At 74.0% G+C, this 14,488-nt stretch carries 12 protein-coding genes; 2 read left to right on the top strand and 10 right to left on the bottom strand.

Annotation, left to right across the window (positions count from 1 at the left end):
- Positions 1 to 185 precede the first annotated feature (185 nt).
- Complete coding sequence (locus tag GQ466_RS03425) at positions 186 to 1,505, top strand: cation:proton antiporter (RefSeq protein ID WP_161101282.1); 1,320 nt, start codon at positions 186 to 188, stop codon at positions 1,503 to 1,505.
- Positions 1,506 to 1,547: 42 nt separating this feature from the next.
- On the opposite strand, the gene GQ466_RS03420 is transcribed toward GQ466_RS03425, so the two are convergent.
- The 8 genes from GQ466_RS03420 to dpgA all read right to left on the bottom strand — a co-directional run bounded on the left by GQ466_RS03420 (position 1,548) and on the right by dpgA (position 9,179).
- Positions 1,548 to 2,684: an ABC transporter permease gene (locus GQ466_RS03420; RefSeq protein ID WP_161102376.1), complete on the bottom strand. Its 1,137-nt coding sequence runs from the start codon at positions 2,682 to 2,684 to the stop codon at positions 1,548 to 1,550.
- Positions 2,685 to 2,743: 59 nt separating this feature from the next.
- Entirely contained in the window at positions 2,744 to 3,463 is a 720-nt protein-coding gene (locus GQ466_RS03415) for an ATP-binding cassette domain-containing protein (RefSeq protein WP_161101281.1), read from the bottom strand.
- A complete protein-coding gene (locus tag GQ466_RS31250; RefSeq protein ID WP_161101280.1) occupies positions 3,460 to 4,575 on the bottom strand; it encodes a peptidoglycan-binding protein in 1,116 nt (371 codons plus the stop codon). Before GQ466_RS31250 ends, GQ466_RS03415 begins: the two co-directional genes overlap by 4 nt.
- Before the next feature lie 8 nt (positions 4,576 to 4,583).
- Positions 4,584 to 5,102: a hypothetical protein gene (locus tag GQ466_RS31245; RefSeq protein ID WP_161101279.1), complete on the bottom strand. Its 519-nt coding sequence runs from the start codon at positions 5,100 to 5,102 to the stop codon at positions 4,584 to 4,586.
- 123 nt (positions 5,103 to 5,225) lie between these two features.
- On the bottom strand, positions 5,226 to 6,026 hold the full coding sequence (gene dpgD, locus GQ466_RS03400) for an enoyl-CoA-hydratase DpgD (RefSeq protein ID WP_161101278.1): 801 nt from the start codon (positions 6,024 to 6,026) through the stop codon (positions 5,226 to 5,228).
- Entirely contained in the window at positions 6,023 to 7,261 is a 1,239-nt protein-coding gene (gene dpgC, locus GQ466_RS03395; protein WP_337193300.1) for a (3,5-dihydroxyphenyl)acetyl-CoA 1,2-dioxygenase DpgC, read from the bottom strand. The genes dpgD and dpgC overlap by 4 nt, the downstream gene beginning before the upstream one ends.
- A 104-nt stretch (positions 7,262 to 7,365) precedes the next feature.
- The gene (dpgB, locus tag GQ466_RS03390; RefSeq protein ID WP_161101276.1) at positions 7,366 to 8,064 is read right to left on the bottom strand and encodes an enoyl-CoA-hydratase DpgB; all 699 of its coding nucleotides are present in this window, start codon (positions 8,062 to 8,064) and stop codon (positions 7,366 to 7,368) included.
- On the bottom strand, positions 8,061 to 9,179 hold the full coding sequence (gene dpgA / locus GQ466_RS03385; protein WP_237417584.1) for a 3,5-dihydroxyphenylacetyl-CoA synthase DpgA: 1,119 nt from the start codon (positions 9,177 to 9,179) through the stop codon (positions 8,061 to 8,063). The genes dpgB and dpgA overlap by 4 nt, the downstream gene beginning before the upstream one ends.
- A gap of 396 nt (positions 9,180 to 9,575) precedes the next feature.
- On the opposite strand from dpgA, the gene GQ466_RS03380 reads away from it, so the two are divergent.
- The gene (locus GQ466_RS03380; protein ID WP_237417583.1) at positions 9,576 to 10,031 is read left to right on the top strand and encodes a cold-shock protein; all 456 of its coding nucleotides are present in this window, start codon (positions 9,576 to 9,578) and stop codon (positions 10,029 to 10,031) included.
- 3 nt (positions 10,032 to 10,034) lie between these two features.
- Here GQ466_RS03380 and GQ466_RS03375 read toward each other — a convergent pair whose 3' ends face one another.
- Both GQ466_RS03375 and GQ466_RS32600 read right to left on the bottom strand, forming a co-directional pair.
- Positions 10,035 to 11,351, bottom strand: a complete 1,317-nt coding sequence (locus GQ466_RS03375; protein ID WP_202419950.1) for an aminotransferase class I/II-fold pyridoxal phosphate-dependent enzyme — start codon at positions 11,349 to 11,351, stop codon at positions 10,035 to 10,037.
- 162 nt (positions 11,352 to 11,513) lie between these two features.
- A complete protein-coding gene (locus GQ466_RS32600; protein ID WP_161101274.1) occupies positions 11,514 to 14,225 on the bottom strand; it encodes an AAA family ATPase in 2,712 nt (903 codons plus the stop codon).
- Positions 14,226 to 14,488: the final 263 nt, after the last annotated feature.

The following is a 14,488-nucleotide window of genomic DNA, read 5'->3' as shown; positions in this document are numbered from 1 at the left end:
CACGTCCGAGCTTCCCCACCGGAAGCGCACGGTGTGCGGCCGGTGTCACATCCGTCGTCGTGGACCGGTGCGGCCGGATCGTGTCACCGGGCGGATCGCCCCTTCCGCCGACGGCGGTCCGCGTGCCTACGCTGAGGCCTCCTGCGCGCCCGTCACTCGGTGCGCACTCCCCCCAGGAGTCGTCGATGCCGCTCGCGACCGCCACCGCGCCTCCGATCGAGGCCCACCACCTACTGGTCTTCCTCCTTCAGGTCGGCGTCCTGCTGACCCTGGCGATCGCCCTCGGGCGCCTCGCCGTACGCTTCCGCCTCCCCCCGGTCGTCGGGGAACTGACCGCCGGGATCCTCGTCGGCCCGACCCTGTTCGGCCGCGTCGCCCCGGACGCCGCGCACTGGCTCTTCCCGGCCGACCCGAGCCAGGCCCATCTGCTGGACGCCGTCGGGCAGATCGGCGTCCTCCTGCTGGTCGGCCTCACCGGGATCGAGATGGACCTCGGGCTCATCCGGCGCCGCGGCGTCACGGCCGTGCGGATCAGCGTCGCCGGGCTCGTGATCCCGTTCGTCGCCGGGGTCGGGCTCGGGTACGTCCTGCCGGACCTGCTCGGCGGCATCCGCGCCGGGGCCGACACCGACGTGTTCGCGCTGTTCCTCGGCGTGGCGATGTGCGTCAGCGCGCTGCCGGTCATCGCCAAGACGCTGATGGACATGAACCTGCTGCACCGCAACATCGGGCAGCTCACCCTCACCGCCGGCACCGTGGACGACGCGTTCGGCTGGGTCATGCTGTCGGTGGTGTCCGCGATGGCGGCGGGCAGCTCGGCCGGGCACGACGCGGTGCTCGCGGTGAGCCGGCTCCTGCTCGTGCTCCTCATCGCCGTGCTCGTCGGGCGTCCGCTGGCCCGGCTCGTCCTGCGGACCGCCGGCGACTCCCCCGAGCGCACGATCGCGGTCGCCGCCGCCATGATCCTGCTCGCCGGCGCCGCGACGCAGGCGCTCAAGCTGGAGGCCGTGTTCGGCGCGTTCCTGTGCGGCCTGCTCATCGCGGGCACCGGCCGGTTCGCGCGGGCGCGCACCGCGTCCCTGCGGACGGTCGTCCTCGGCTGCCTCGCGCCGATCTTCTTCGCGACGGCCGGGCTCCGCATCGACCTCGGCGCGCTGCGCCACCCGAAGATCGCGCTGGCCGGGGCGCTGATCCTCGTCGTCGCGATCGTCGGCAAGTTCGCCGGGGCCTACCTCGGCGCCCGGCTCAGCCGCCTCAACCGCTGGGAGGCCCTGGCGCTCGGCGCGGGCATGAACGCGCGCGGCGTGATCGAGGTGATCGTCGCGAGCGTCGGCCTGCGCCTCGGCGTCCTCGACACCGCGACCTACACCATCATCGTCCTCGTCGCCGTGGTCACCTCGGTGATGGCCCCGCCGCTCCTGCGGACGGCGATGAACCGGGTGGAGCAGACCGCGGAAGAACAGCTCCGCCTGGAGAACCGGGTGGCCGAACCCGCGACCGAGTAGCACGCCGTGGCCCACCCATCCCCGTGGGTGGGCCACACCCGGTCACGCCGTCGTGAGGGCGACGGTCGGGGAGAGCCGCGCCGCCCGGACCGCCGGGTAGAGGCCCGCGATCGTCCCGATGACGAGCGTCGCGCCCACCGCGCCCGCGAAGGACCACACCGGGACGACCGGCGGCCAGCCCCGGTAGGACGCGAACGCCACCGTCGCCACGCCGCCGAGCACCGCGCCCGCCATGCCGCCGAGCGCCGACAGCAGCAGCGATTCGGTGAGGAACTGCGTGCGCACCTGGCCGCGCGTCGCGCCGAGGGAGCGGCGCAGGCCGATCTCGCGGCGCCGTTCCAGCACCGAGATCACCATCGTGTTCGCCACGCCCACTCCCCCCACCAGCAGCGCGACCGCGCCGAGGCCGAGCAGCAGGTTCGTGAACGCGCTGCCCGCCGCCGCCTTTGCCGCCAGCGCGTCGGACGGGCGGCTCACGTTCACCTCCTCGGGGTTGCGCGGGTTCACCGTGCGCGCGAGGACGTCCCGGACGGCCTCCACCGACGCGTCGGTGGACCGCTCGTAGAGCTTGGTGGGGTGGGCGTCGAAGTCGAGGTAGTGGCGCGCCGCGTCCCAGCCGACCAGGACGGACCGGTCGATCTCGGGCGCGAGCGGCAGCGGGTTCAGCACTCCGACGACCGTGAACCACCGGCCGCCGATCCACACCTGCGCGCCGACGCTGTCGACGCCGAGCCGCTTGACCGCCTCGGAACCGAGGACGACCGCCGGGTACCGCGCGGTGGCGGCGTTGAGCCACGTCCCGGACTTGACGGACCCGTCCAACGTCCCGAGCAGCTCCGGCGACGTCGCCTGGACGGCGAGCCCCCCGGTCGACTCGGCGTCGATGAGCGGGCTGCGGCGGACGGTCGCGTCCACGCTCCCGGTCGCCGACACCGTCAGCACCGGCCCGATCCGGCGGGTCATCTCCACCGACTTCAGCGGCAGCTTCGCCGAGTCGCCGAACATCGTCTGGCCCGGCTCGACCGTTAGCATGTTCGTGCCGAGCCGGTCGAGCTGGTCCAGCAGCTGCTCCCGGCTGGACGAGGAGATGCCGATGACCGCGACCATCGTCGCGATGCCGATCGCGATGCCGAGCGCCGACAGCACGACCCGCGTCGGCCGCGACCGCAGGCCCGACATCCCGGTCCGCACGACGTCGCGCGGCGCGAGCCGGGCCGGGGACAGTTTCGCCAGGGCCGTCACTGCGGCACCCCCGCGCCGGTGAACGCGCCGACCGTGCGGCCCGTGCCGGGGCCGCCGTCCCCGACGATCCGGCCGTCGCGGACGCGGACCTGGCGCGGCGCCCACTGCGCGATCTCCAGATCGTGCGTGATGATCGCGATGGTCGTCCCGGACGCGTGCAGCTCGCGCAGGACGCCGAGCACCTCCGCCCCCGCCGCGCTGTCGAGGTTGCCGGTCGGCTCGTCGGCGAGCAGCAGCGACGGGGAGCCCGCGACGGCCCGCGCCACCGCGACCCGCTGCCGCTCGCCGCCCGACAGCTCGTTCGGACGGTGCTCGACGCGGTGCCCGAGCCCGACCCGTTCCAGCGCCGCCCGGGCCAGCTCCCGCCGACGGCGCAGGGTGACGCCGCCGTACAGCAGGCCGTCGGCGACGTTGTCCAGCGCGGACACGCCGTCGGCGAGATGGAACGACTGGAACACGAACCCGATGTGCCGAGCGCGCAGCGCCGACAACTCCCGGTCCGACAGTGCGGCGACGTCATAGCCTGCGATCTTGACCGTCCCGCCGGACGGGCGGTCCAGCGTCCCGACGAGGTGCAGCAGCGTCGACTTCCCCGACCCCGACGGCCCGACGATCGCCGTCAGCTCGCCCTCCTCCACCACGAGGTCCACGCCGCGCAGCGCCTCGACCCCGCCCGGGTACACCTTCGTCACCCCGGACAGCTCCACGATGTTCACGAGCGCGGCACCTCGACCTTCATGCCCTCGCGCAGGCCCTCGCCCGTGATCTCCACGCGTCCGCCGCCGTACGTGCCGGTCTCGACCGGGACGATCCGCTTGGCCGCGCCGTCGACCACCTCGACGCCGAAGCCGCCCTCGCGGAGCCCGAGCAGCGCCTCGACCGGCACCGACAGGACGCCGGACGCGCGGTCGCTCTCCAGCTCGACGCTGACGGGCGCCTGGTCGAGCCCGCCCGTCGCCGCGCCGGTCAGCGTCACGTAGACGTCGATGGTCGGGTTGCTGTCCCGCTCGCTCCCCGCCTTCGCGACCTTCCCGACGGACGAGATCCGGCCCGGGACCCGCTTGCCGCCGGGCATCTCGACCGTCACCCGCGCGCCCTTGCGCGCCAGATCCTGCTTGGACGTGTCCAGCGGGATGTGGACGATCGGCCGCGTCCCGGTGATCGTCATGGCCTTCCCGCCGGGCGCCACCCGTTCGCCCTTCTCGGCCTGGACGTCGCCGACCCGGACGGCGCCGGGCTGGAACACGATCTGCCCGGCCTCCACCTCGCCGGTCTCGGGCAGGCCGAGGTCGTCCTGCCACTCCTTGACCGCCTCGGCCGTGGCCGACGTGAACTCCTTGTCCACGGTCATGCCGGAGCCGTAGCCGAGCGCCTGGAGGTTGCTCTCGAGCTGGTAGACGTCCTTGCCGTCGTCCACGCCCTCGCGCAGCGTCCGGTAGGACGGCATCGACCCGTACAGCAGGATCAGCGGCTTGTTGTCCACCCGCAGCAGCGTGTGCCCCCGCGTGACGACCGAGCCCTCGCTCGGCGCCCAGGTGACGGTGCCCTGGCCGGGCGCGGGGATGTCGCGCGATCCGCTGTAGGTCAGGTTCCCGTCCACCGACTCGGTGTCGATCACGTCGCCGCGCGTGATCGGCGCGGTCGTGACCGGGCTCGTGTTCGCCGTGGCCGGGGTGCCGCCGTCCCGCGTCGCGAGCACGACGGCCGCGCCGCCCGCGACGAGCGCGATCACGGCCGCCGACGCGACGTAGGGGCCGCGTCCGCGCCGCCGCCGCTGCGCCCGGCCCGGCGGCGGCGCCCCGCTGCCCGTCGGCGGCGCGTCGCTCACCGACGCGCTCACTGGCGGATTTCCGGGTACTTCTGCTGGCACTCCTTCTGCGCCTGCTCGACCTTCTTCGGGTCCATGCCCTCCTTGACGCTCATGCGCATGCCGCCGTCCGGACCGGGGTCCTTCGCGTCGAGGCCGTGCTCGCGCAGGCACTGCGCCATCTTGACCATCTGGTCGAGTTCCTTGGCGGTGGGCTTGCGCTTGCCCATTCCGCCGGCCTGGAGGTACTGCTGGCAATTCTTCTGCGCCTCGTCCATCTTGGCGCCGCTGCCCTTGTCGCCCTTGACGGTGATCTTCCCGGGGTTGTTCGGGTCGGGGTCGCTCACCTGGACGCCGTACTTGCGCATGCACTGCGCGAATTTGAGCTGCGCCTCCTCCTGGCTCAGGGTCGCCTTGGCGGAGGCCGTGCCGGACGCCTTGCCGCCGTTCACGCTGGCGACGCCGTCGTTCTTCGCGTCGTTCCCGCACGCGGCGAGAGTGAGCACGGCCGGAAGCAACGCGGCTGCGAAAAGCGTTCTCGTTCTCATGGGGTCCTCGTTTTCTGGCCGCGGCGCCGTGCCGTGGCGAGGACCATGCAATCGCCCGGGGGATTAAAACAAGATTAGGCCGTCCAACCGCTCTGCCGGAGCGGTTGGACGGCCCGAAAACCGTTACAAACCGCGCCAGACCGGTTCGCGTTTCTCGGCGAACGCGCGCGGGCCCTCGTCGGCGTCCAGGCTGCGGCGGCGCCGTTCCTCCCACACGTAGGACGCGGTGAACGCGTCCTCCAGCGGCAGGTCCAGCGACGTCAGGACGGCCTCCTTGATCGCCCGCACCGACAGCGGCGCCGCGCGGATGAGGTCGCCCGTCCACTCGGCGACGGCGTCGTCCAGCCGCTCGGCCGGGACGACCTCGTTGACCAGACCGAACCGGAGCGCGGTCGCGGCCGACAGCCGGCGGCCGGTCAGCAGGTGGCCCATCGCGAGCTTCAGCGGCAGTTGCCGGGGCAGCCGGAACGCGCCGCCCGCGCCCGGCACCAGGCCCAGCCGGACCTCCGGCAGCCCGAACACCGCCCGGTCCGACGCGACGATCAGGTCGCACGCCAGCGCCAGCTCGAAGCCGCCGCCGAGCGCGTACCCGTCCACCCGGGCGAGGACCGGCTTGGACAGGGTGAACCGCTCGGTGAGCCGGGGCCAGCCGGGCTGGCCGCGGCTGCCGAACGTCGTCGGCGGGGCGCCGTCGCCGCTCAGCCGCGCCCGCTCCTTGAGGTCCTGCCCGACCGAGAACGCCCGGTCCCCGGCGCCGGTGAGGACGGCGACGCGGACCTCGTCGTCGGCCTCGACGTCGTCCCAGACCGCCGCCAGCTCCTCGTGCGTGCGCAGGTCCATCGCGTTGAGGACCTCGGGACGGTCGAGGGTCACGTACGCGACATGGTCCTTCTTCTCGTACCGGACGCGGGGGCCGCCGTTCACGACGCCCCCTTCCCGGCGAAACGTCCCGCCTTGGTGATGACGTCCTCCTCGTACAGGCGCAGCGCCTGCTGCAGGGCGAACTCGGCCATGTAGGCGCGGAACGCGTCCGGCGGCTCCTCGGCGAGGTTGATCATCCGCCGGTTGGCGAGCACCGCCGGGGCGGACAGGTCGGCGACGGCTCGTTCTGCCGCCCCGTCCAGGGCGTCCGGCTCGCACACCTCGTCGATGACGCAGCGCGCGTCCGGCTCGGTCGCGTGCAGGCGCCGGCCGTGCAGGATGACCTGGCGCGCCAGCCGCGGGCCGCCGCACCGGCCGAGCCGGAGGTTGCCCGCGCCCGGGATGATGCCCTCCTTCGCCGCCGGGAGGCTGACGTAGGAGTCGGACGCGGCGATCACGCGGTCGAACACGGAGAGGAGCTGCGCGCCGCCGCCGATCGCGAACCCGTCCACGACCGCGACCCATGGCTTCTCGACCGTCGGCGTGTGCCAGGCGCCCGGACGGTCGGTCAGCACCCCGCGGACGATCTTGCTGATGTAGCCGAGTTCGCGCCGCAGCAGGAACCCGACCAGCGGGATGTCGCCCGAGCGCAGCATCTTCAGGTTGATGCCCGCGCTGAACACGCGCCGCCCCCGGTAGCGAGGATGGGACATTTCGCCGCCGCGCAGCACGCCGACCCGGACGCCGGTGTCGAGCAGCGCCAGGTCCACGGCCGTCTCCATGTCCTCGACCTGCCGCTCGTCCTCGGCGTTGAGACGGTCGTCGCGGCACATCGTCAGGTGCGCCGCGCCCGCCCGACGCTCCAGCACGACCGCCTCCATCGCGACACGGCCCGTCCGGCGGAACTCCGGCAGCAGGTCCAGCGCGCGCGGGGTCGGACGCAGCATCGCGTCCAGCAGATGCGGACCCGCCGCCGGAGACCGCAGCACCGCGCGCAGGAAGATGCCCTGGTCGATCTCGTGGCCCTCCTTGGCGGCCTGCTCCCGCCCGCGCTCCTCCTTGAGCCGGGCGGCGTCGGGGACGAGGCCCGGAAAGGCCGCCGCAGCACCCTCCACCAGCTCCTCGATCCGCAAATACCGCGCACGGTCCGCCGTCAACTCGGCATAAACGTCGTCGACGTGCGCGGCGAGGAACCGCGCCCGCAACGCCCGCGCCTCCTCATGCGCGGCGGCGACAGCGGCGCGCTGCTCGGCCGAACGACGACCGGGCTCGGGCAGCCCCGCGAGCAACTCGTCCACCCGCCGCCCCACCGCCGCGACCGCCCCCCGCCCCACCGCGAACGCCCCACGCTGTGTTTCCCGCTCGCCTGCGGCGCGCTCTGAGCCGCGCGCTTCCGGCTCGCTCATGACGCCCCCCGCTCGCCTGCGGCGCGCCCGATGCCGGCCGCTTCCCGTTCGGTGGTGCGGCGGAGGGTGCGTTCGCAGGCGGCCAGGTGCTGGCCGAGCGCGTCGTCGAAGGTCATGGACGCGGCGTCGGCGAGCAGGCGGCGGCGGATCGCCAGTTCCGTCCCGGCCAGGCCGGACGCGGCGGACGCGAGGGCCGCCACCGCCTCGACCGTGTTCTCGGCGATCTCGTCCAGCAGGCCGAGCGCGCGGGCGTCGGCCGTCTCGATCGGCACGCCGAGCAGGGCCGCGCGGCGGACGGCGCCGAGGTCGCGGCGGGCCAGCCGGAACAGGGTCATGCCGGGCCAGGTCGCGTCGCCGTCCACCGGGACGAGCAGCCGGGTGCCCGGGGCGGCCACCCGGAAGTCGGCGGTGAGCAGGGCGTCCAGCGCGATCCCGCCGACGTCGCCGCGCGCGACCGCGACGACCGGGGCGGGCAGCCGCTCCAGCCGCCGCAGCGCGCGCTCCCACTTGCTGACCTGCGCGACGCCGAGCCCCGCGACGCGGCCCGCGCCGGGCGCGCCCGACACGTGGACGATCACGACGCCCGTGCCGCCCGCGTCCTCGACCCGGTCGCAGAGCGCGCCGACCTCCTTGACGGGCGCGGTCGCGAGCGGCGCGGCGCCGTCCACCTCGAGGACGAAGTCGTCGTCGCTCACCACTGGACCAGCGCCGTCTCGATCGTGGAGCCCGGGCCCATCGTCATCAGCACGCCGTACTCGCCCGGCGCGGTCACGCCCTCGCGGAGCAGCCGCTCGTAGGAGAAGAGGAACGAGGCGCTCGACACGTTGCCGTGGTCGCGCAGGACGCCCGTCGTGTGCCGGACGTCGTGCCGGCTCAGCCCGAGGTTCACCACGACCGCGTCGATGACCTTCTTGCCGCCGGAGTGGACGAGCCAGTGCCGGACGTCGCTGCGCCGCAGGCCCGTCCCGGCGAGCAGCCGGTCGACGACCAGTTCGGCGTGCGCACCGACGACGTAAGGAATGTGGGGGTCGAGATAGAAGCTGAAGCGGCCCTGGTCGCGGTCCCAGTCGTAGCGCATCGCGTCGATGGCGTCCGGAATGAGGCAGCTCGCGAACTTCAGGACGCGCGGGCCCGCGGAGCCGCCCGTCTCGCCGGGGGCCGGGGCGCGGACGGCGAGCGCGGCGGCGCCGTCGCCGAACAGGCTGTTCACGACGGCGGTGCGCATCGTGCCGTCCATCGTGTACGCGGCCGAGCACGCCTCGGCGCAGACCACGACGGCCAGTTCGCCCGGGTGCGCGGCGGCCCAGCCCGCGACGACGTTCAGCGCGTTCAGCCCGGCGTTGCAGCCCATCCCGACGATGTCGGAGCGGCTCGTGTGCCGGTCCAGGCCGAACGCGCGGATGATCAGCGCGGAGAGGCCGGGGGTGAGGAAGCCGGTGGAGGTGACGCAGCACAGGTGACGGACGTCGGACACGTCCGCGCCGATGCTCGCGAGGCAGTCCAGCAGCGCGGCGCCGCCCATCTCGACGGCCATCGCCCGGTGCTTGTCGAGGAGGTCGCCCTGCGGCTCGGACGCGCGGACGCCGTCCGGTCCGGGCGCGGGCAGGACCAGGTTGCGGCGCTCGATCGCGCTGTTGAGGAACACCGACCGGACCTTCGGGTCGGTGACGGCGAAGGCGTCCAGCACTTCGCGCTGCGTGAACGACGTGGCGGACGCGGCGGTCGCGACGCCGAGCAGGCGCGGCTCGGGGGCGGGCCGCGGGACGTCCGGGACGGGCAGGACGTCCAACGCGAGAAGATCGGCGGTCAACGGTTCCGCGGATAAGACGCGGTCGGCGACGGTTTCGATTTCGACGGTCATCGGAACGTCCATCCCCACATTCTCGGCTTGCTGCGCAACCGCTGCGCCCTGCTGCTCCGGGACAACGCGCTCACCCTTTCCGGGAAAGGTCGGGAACTGCTCGGAATGAGAACGCCGTCATCATGCGCGACGCCGCGCCGGGCGGGCCAGCGTCCAGTGGCGGGCCACGGACGGCGCGCTGAACCCGCTGGTCGCGCCGGGACGCCGCGACCGGCGGCCCGCCACGGCACGTCGCCGGTAATCGACCGTTCCACCGGGTGCCCGGTGCTAGAGTGACGGCGATTCGGCCCGGAAACGACCACCAGGCGGCGACGACGCGAGGCCGGCCGGGCGCACACTGCGTTGATGTGGATGGTCCCTGTGGTGCTGTCGGGAAGAGTTCTGCGTTTTGACGAGGTCCGCGGTTACGGGTTCATCGCGCCCGACGAGGGCGGCCCGGACGTCTTCGTCCACGCCAACGAACTCGCCGACGACGACAAGTCCGAGCTGATGCCCGGCACGATCGTCGAGTTCGAGGTCATGGAGGGCGAGCGGGGGCCGAAGGCGTTCGCGGTGCGCGTGGTCGGGCCCCCGCCGGGCCGCCGGGACGCGTTCCCCGAGGTCACACCCCGTGCGACGGGTCCGACGGCGGGGCCGAACGGCGACGACGTCCTGTGCGACGTCCTCGCGCCGTCGGAGTTCCGCGAGGAGGTCACCGAGCTGTTCCTGCGCGGCGTCCCCGACCTCACCGGCGCTCAGATCGTCCGGCTGCGCGACACGCTGCTGCCGCTCGCGCAGAAGCACGGCTGGGTGGACGAGTAGCCGTCAGCGCACGCTCTCGGCTTCCACGAACCGCGCGAGCCGCGCGGTGCCCTCGGCGATCTCCGCGTCGCTGAGGTAGCTGGTGGACAGCCGGAGCTGGTCGTGGCCGCCGCCCTCGGGACGGAAGTAGGACATCGGCGTCCAGATCACGCCGAACTCCCGGGCCGAGCGGGTGAGCGCCGCCTCGTCCGCGCGGAACGGCACCCGCATCGCCAGGAAGAACCCGCCCTCGGGCCGGTTCCAGGAGACGCCGAGCGCGTCGCGGCGCGCGGCGGGCAGGGCGCGGTCGAGGTGGTCCAGGACGGTGCGCATCGCGTCGCCGTAGTAGGCGGCGGGCCCGGCGTTCAGCTCGGAGATCTTGCCGCCCGCCGCGAGCAGCGCGCCCGCGACGGCCGCCTGGCTGAGCGACGACGTGTTCACCGTGACCATGCTCTTGATCTTGGCGAGTTCGTCGGCGAGCAGGACGGTGCCGCCCGTTCCGTCCGCGACGCGCTGGTCGGCGACGACGTACCCGACGCGCGCGCCCGGGAAGACGGTCTTGGAGAACGACCCGAGCTGCACGACCGTGCGGTTCCGGTCGAGGGACTTCAGCGACGGCAGCCGCTCGCCGGGGCTGACCATCCGGTATGGGCTGTCCTCCAGGATCAGCACGCCGTGCCGGTGCGCGACGTCCAGCAGCGCCTCGCGGGCGGCGCGCGCGACCGTGTTCCCGGACGGGTTGGAGTGGTCCGGGACGACGTAGAACGCGCGCGGCCTGCGGCCCCTGGCCTTCTCGGCGACGATCGCGGCCTCGACGTCGGCGGCGTCCAGGCCGTCCGCGCGTTCGGGCACCGCCGTGACCGGGACGTCCAGGATGCACGCCGCGCCGGTGATCCCGACGTAGCAGGGGCTCGCGGTGAGCAGGACGTCGTCCGGGCCGGCCGTCAGCGCGCGCAGCGCCAGCAGCATCCCCTCCTGCGCGCCGACCGTCACCACGATCGACGCCGGGTCCACGTCGGTGCCCTCGTCCACGCGCAGCGACTCGGCGATCAGCTCGCGGATCTGCCCGGCGGTCGGGCCGTACTGGTAGATCGCGGTGCGGACCTGCTGCGGCGTGCGGCCCTGCTCCTCCAGGTGGGCGAGGAAGCGGCGCAGGTGGGCGATGACGTCCTCGGTGTCGAAGAACCCGTCGTAGGGACGGCCCGGCGCGAACGACACCGCGTCCGGGTAGCGCGTCGTGATCTCGTTGAGGAAGTTCATCGTGTCGAGCACGGGCGCGGAGAGGCTGGCGTGCAGCTCGTCGCGGCGCAGGTCGGCGCCGTCCGCCGGAGTGCGGTCCACGGGAACCCCCAGGTGATCGTGGCCTGTCGTCGGCCCAGAATCACACGCGCCCGCCACCCGGACAACGCCGTCCGCTGGACGGTGCTCACCCCGACCAACCGACCCCGACCGACCTCCCGGGCTCACCCCGACCAACCGACCCCGACCGACCTCCCGGGCCGCTCAGTTGACGCGTTCGCGCGGGGGCGGCGGCTCGGTGAAGACGGACGCCAGGTCCGGACGGCCGCGGACCTTGAGCTTGCGGTAGATCTTCGTCAGGTGCTGCTCGACCGTGCTGACCGTGATGTAGAGCTTCGCGGCGATCTGCCGGTTGGTCCAGCCGTCGGCCGCGAGCGCCGCGACGCGCTGCTCGGCGGCCGTCAGCTCCGCCTCGGGACCGTCCGGGCCGGACGACGCGGCGTCGGACAGCGCGGGCGTCCAGAGCGGCCCCATCCGCGCGCGGCCGTGCTCGTCCAGCGCCGACCGCGCGGTGCGCAGATCCGCCTCGGCGCGGCCCAGCTCGCGCCGGTCACCGCTGGCGCGCAGCGCGTCCACCGCCTCCTCCAGCAGCGTGACGCGCTCCTTCAGCCCGCCGGTCGCCGCGAGCAGCCGCAGCGCGACCCCGCGCGGCCGGGACGGGACGCCCGCCGACAGCGCGATCTGCTCCTCGGCGAGCACCCGCGCCTCCTCCGCCCGGCCGAGCGCGAGCAGCGCCTCGGCGGCGTCGTTGCGCCAGTCGATGAGCCCGGCCGCGTCCAGGCCCCAGTCCGTCAGCATGACCCCGCACGCACGGAAGTTCTCCAGCGCGGCCTGCGGCCGTCCCATCACGAGCTGGTGGCGGCCGAAGGCGGCCAGATACGGCAGGGAGAACGGGGTGTCGAACATCGCCTCCGGCACCTGGAGGTTGAGGTAGGAGCCGACGGCGCCCGCGTCGCCGAGGTCGGTCGCCGCCCGGACGGCCACCGCGAGCGGCACCCCGACCACCACGCCCCACGCCGCCGGGGAGATCGCGGTCAGCGCGGCGCGGGCGTGCTCGGCGGCCTCGGCGGCGTCGCCGCGGCGCAGCGCCGCCGACGCGCGCAGCGTCGCGAACAGCGCCCGGCGCAGCGGGACGTTGCGGATCCACGGCTCGGCGAGCAGCCGGTCGGCCCACCAGACGGCCTCGTCCACCTGGTCGGTGTGGATCAGCGACATGAGCGCGACGAGGGTGAGCGCGAGGGGGCCGTCCGCGCGGGTGCTGCGCAGGATCTGCTCGGTGGCGCGGAAGGTGCCGTCCTCGCCGTCGCGGCCGGTCATCTGGGAGAGGAACGTCAGCGCGGCGGTCGGGCCGCCCCACACGGTCGGGACGCCGGCGCCGTCGGGGGACGCGCCGTCGGGCAGCCCGGCGAGCCCGGGAAAGCAGAAGTGCAGCCACAGCCGCGTCAGCGACAGGTCCGAGGAGATCGGCAGGTTCGGCGGGAGGCCGGGGTGGTCGTCCTCGCGGGACTCCACGAGGCTCAGCAGGTCGCGGGCCTGCGGGTAGTCGCCGCGCCACAGCAGGTGGTTGACCGGGATCATCGCCTCGCGGCCGGTGAGCGTCCCGGCGCGGATCGCGTCGGCGAGGCCGGGCAGGTGCCGGGACGCGGTGGCCGGGTCGAGGTGCCAGGCGGCGTCGGCGAGCGCGGCGGTGATGCGGGCCTGCAAGGCGGGGTCGGCGCACAGCCCGGACGCGTGCCGCAGGTAGCCGACCGCCTCGGCCGCGTCGCCGAGCGCCAGCGCCTCCCCCGCCGCCTCGCGCAGGATCTCGATCTGCCACGGCGCGCCGCCCACGTCGTCGGCGGCGACCAGACGGCGCGCGACCCGGACCGCGCCCGCGCCGGTCTCGTGCAGCAGCCCGGCGGCGCGGCCGTGCATGGCGCGCAGGTCGTCCGGGGGGACGTCGCCGAGGACGGCCTGCCGCGCCTCCTCGTGCCGGAACCGCAGGTCGGCGAGCACCCCGGCGGCGGTCAGGTCGGCCAGGCCGCGCCGGACGGTCGTGGCGTCCGCGCCGAGGTGGTCGGCGACCAGGCCCGGCACGACGGGGTCGCCGAGGACCGCGACGGCGCGCGCGACGGCCAGCGCGGACGGATCGGATCGGTACAGGCAGCGCAGCACCGCGTTCCGGTAGGACTCGCCGGGGACGAGCGCGGCGGGCGCGCAGGCGGCCTGGTGGTCGTCCACGAGCGACTGCGTGAGCAGCGGGTTCCCGCCGCCAGCCGCCGCGCACGCCGCCGCGACGTGCCGCGCGGCGTCCGGGCCGAGGCGCTGCTCGACATGCGCGGCGACGGCGTCGTCCGACAGCCGGCCGAGGCGGATGCGGTGGGCGTACGGCAGGTTCAGCGTCTCGGCGTGCAGGGTAGCGAGGCGGCGTTCGTACGAGGAGCACTCGTTGAACACGATCATGATCGCGGACGACTCGATGCGGCGGGTGATGTAGCGCAGGCACTGCAGCGACGGCTCGTCGGCGAAGTGGACGTCGTCCACGCCGATGACCAGCGGCCGGTCGGTCCAGCGTTCGGCGACGGCGGCGTGGACGCCCTGCAGCACGTCGATCGGCGTCTGCCGGCCGCTGAGGATCGCGCGGCCGAGGTCGCCGGACTCGTCGGCGCGCGCCCGCGCGTCGCCGTCCCGTCCCCCGATCGTGTTGAGCAGGTGGTCGATGAGGCCGAAGGGATCCATCCGTTCGCTGCCCGACGCCGTCACCGCGAAGAAGCGCCCGCCCCGCCGGGCGACGCGGTCGGCGAAGGCGTGCAGCAGGGCGGTCTTCCCCGAGCCCGCCGGTCCCCCGGCGAGCACGACCGCTCCCCTGCCGCCGACGCATCCGGTGTAGAGACGGTCGAGCAGGCGGAACTCGTCATCCCTTTCAATGAGCTTCACAAAGTTCCCCGTCGCTGGTCACAGCCCGCGGTGCCGCCGGGCGGAGGACCGCTCACCGGCGCCGCGTCCTTCGTGATCGTTTGTGCGCGTGCCGCCGGTGCACGGGGAGGTACGAAGGGAGCCGCTCTCCGTGACCGTTCCATTACCAGAAGAGTCTTACACGCTGCAAGAACGGCCGCAATGACCGTTTCGCGATCACGCGCTGCCGACGTCTGGGGATCGTACGTTGACCTGCGTGATCCGGACGGGCCGCGCCTCTTCCG

The organism is Actinomadura rayongensis, assembly GCF_009831215.1.
Lineage (GTDB): Bacteria > Actinomycetota > Actinomycetes > Streptosporangiales > Streptosporangiaceae > Spirillospora > Spirillospora rayongensis.
This window is presented reverse-complemented; position numbering and strand designations above follow the sequence as displayed.

Coding starts and splice junctions, on each gene's coding strand:
- GQ466_RS03420 (WP_161102376.1), bottom strand. CDS start 2,684: ATGTCGGGCCTGCGGTCGCGGCCGACGCGGGTCGTGCTGTCGGCGCTC.
- GQ466_RS03425 (WP_161101282.1), top strand. CDS start 186: ATGCCGCTCGCGACCGCCACCGCGCCTCCGATCGAGGCCCACCACCTA.
- GQ466_RS03380 (WP_237417583.1), top strand. CDS start 9,576: ATGTGGATGGTCCCTGTGGTGCTGTCGGGAAGAGTTCTGCGTTTTGAC.
- GQ466_RS31245 (WP_161101279.1), bottom strand. CDS start 5,102: ATGAGAACGAGAACGCTTTTCGCAGCCGCGTTGCTTCCGGCCGTGCTC.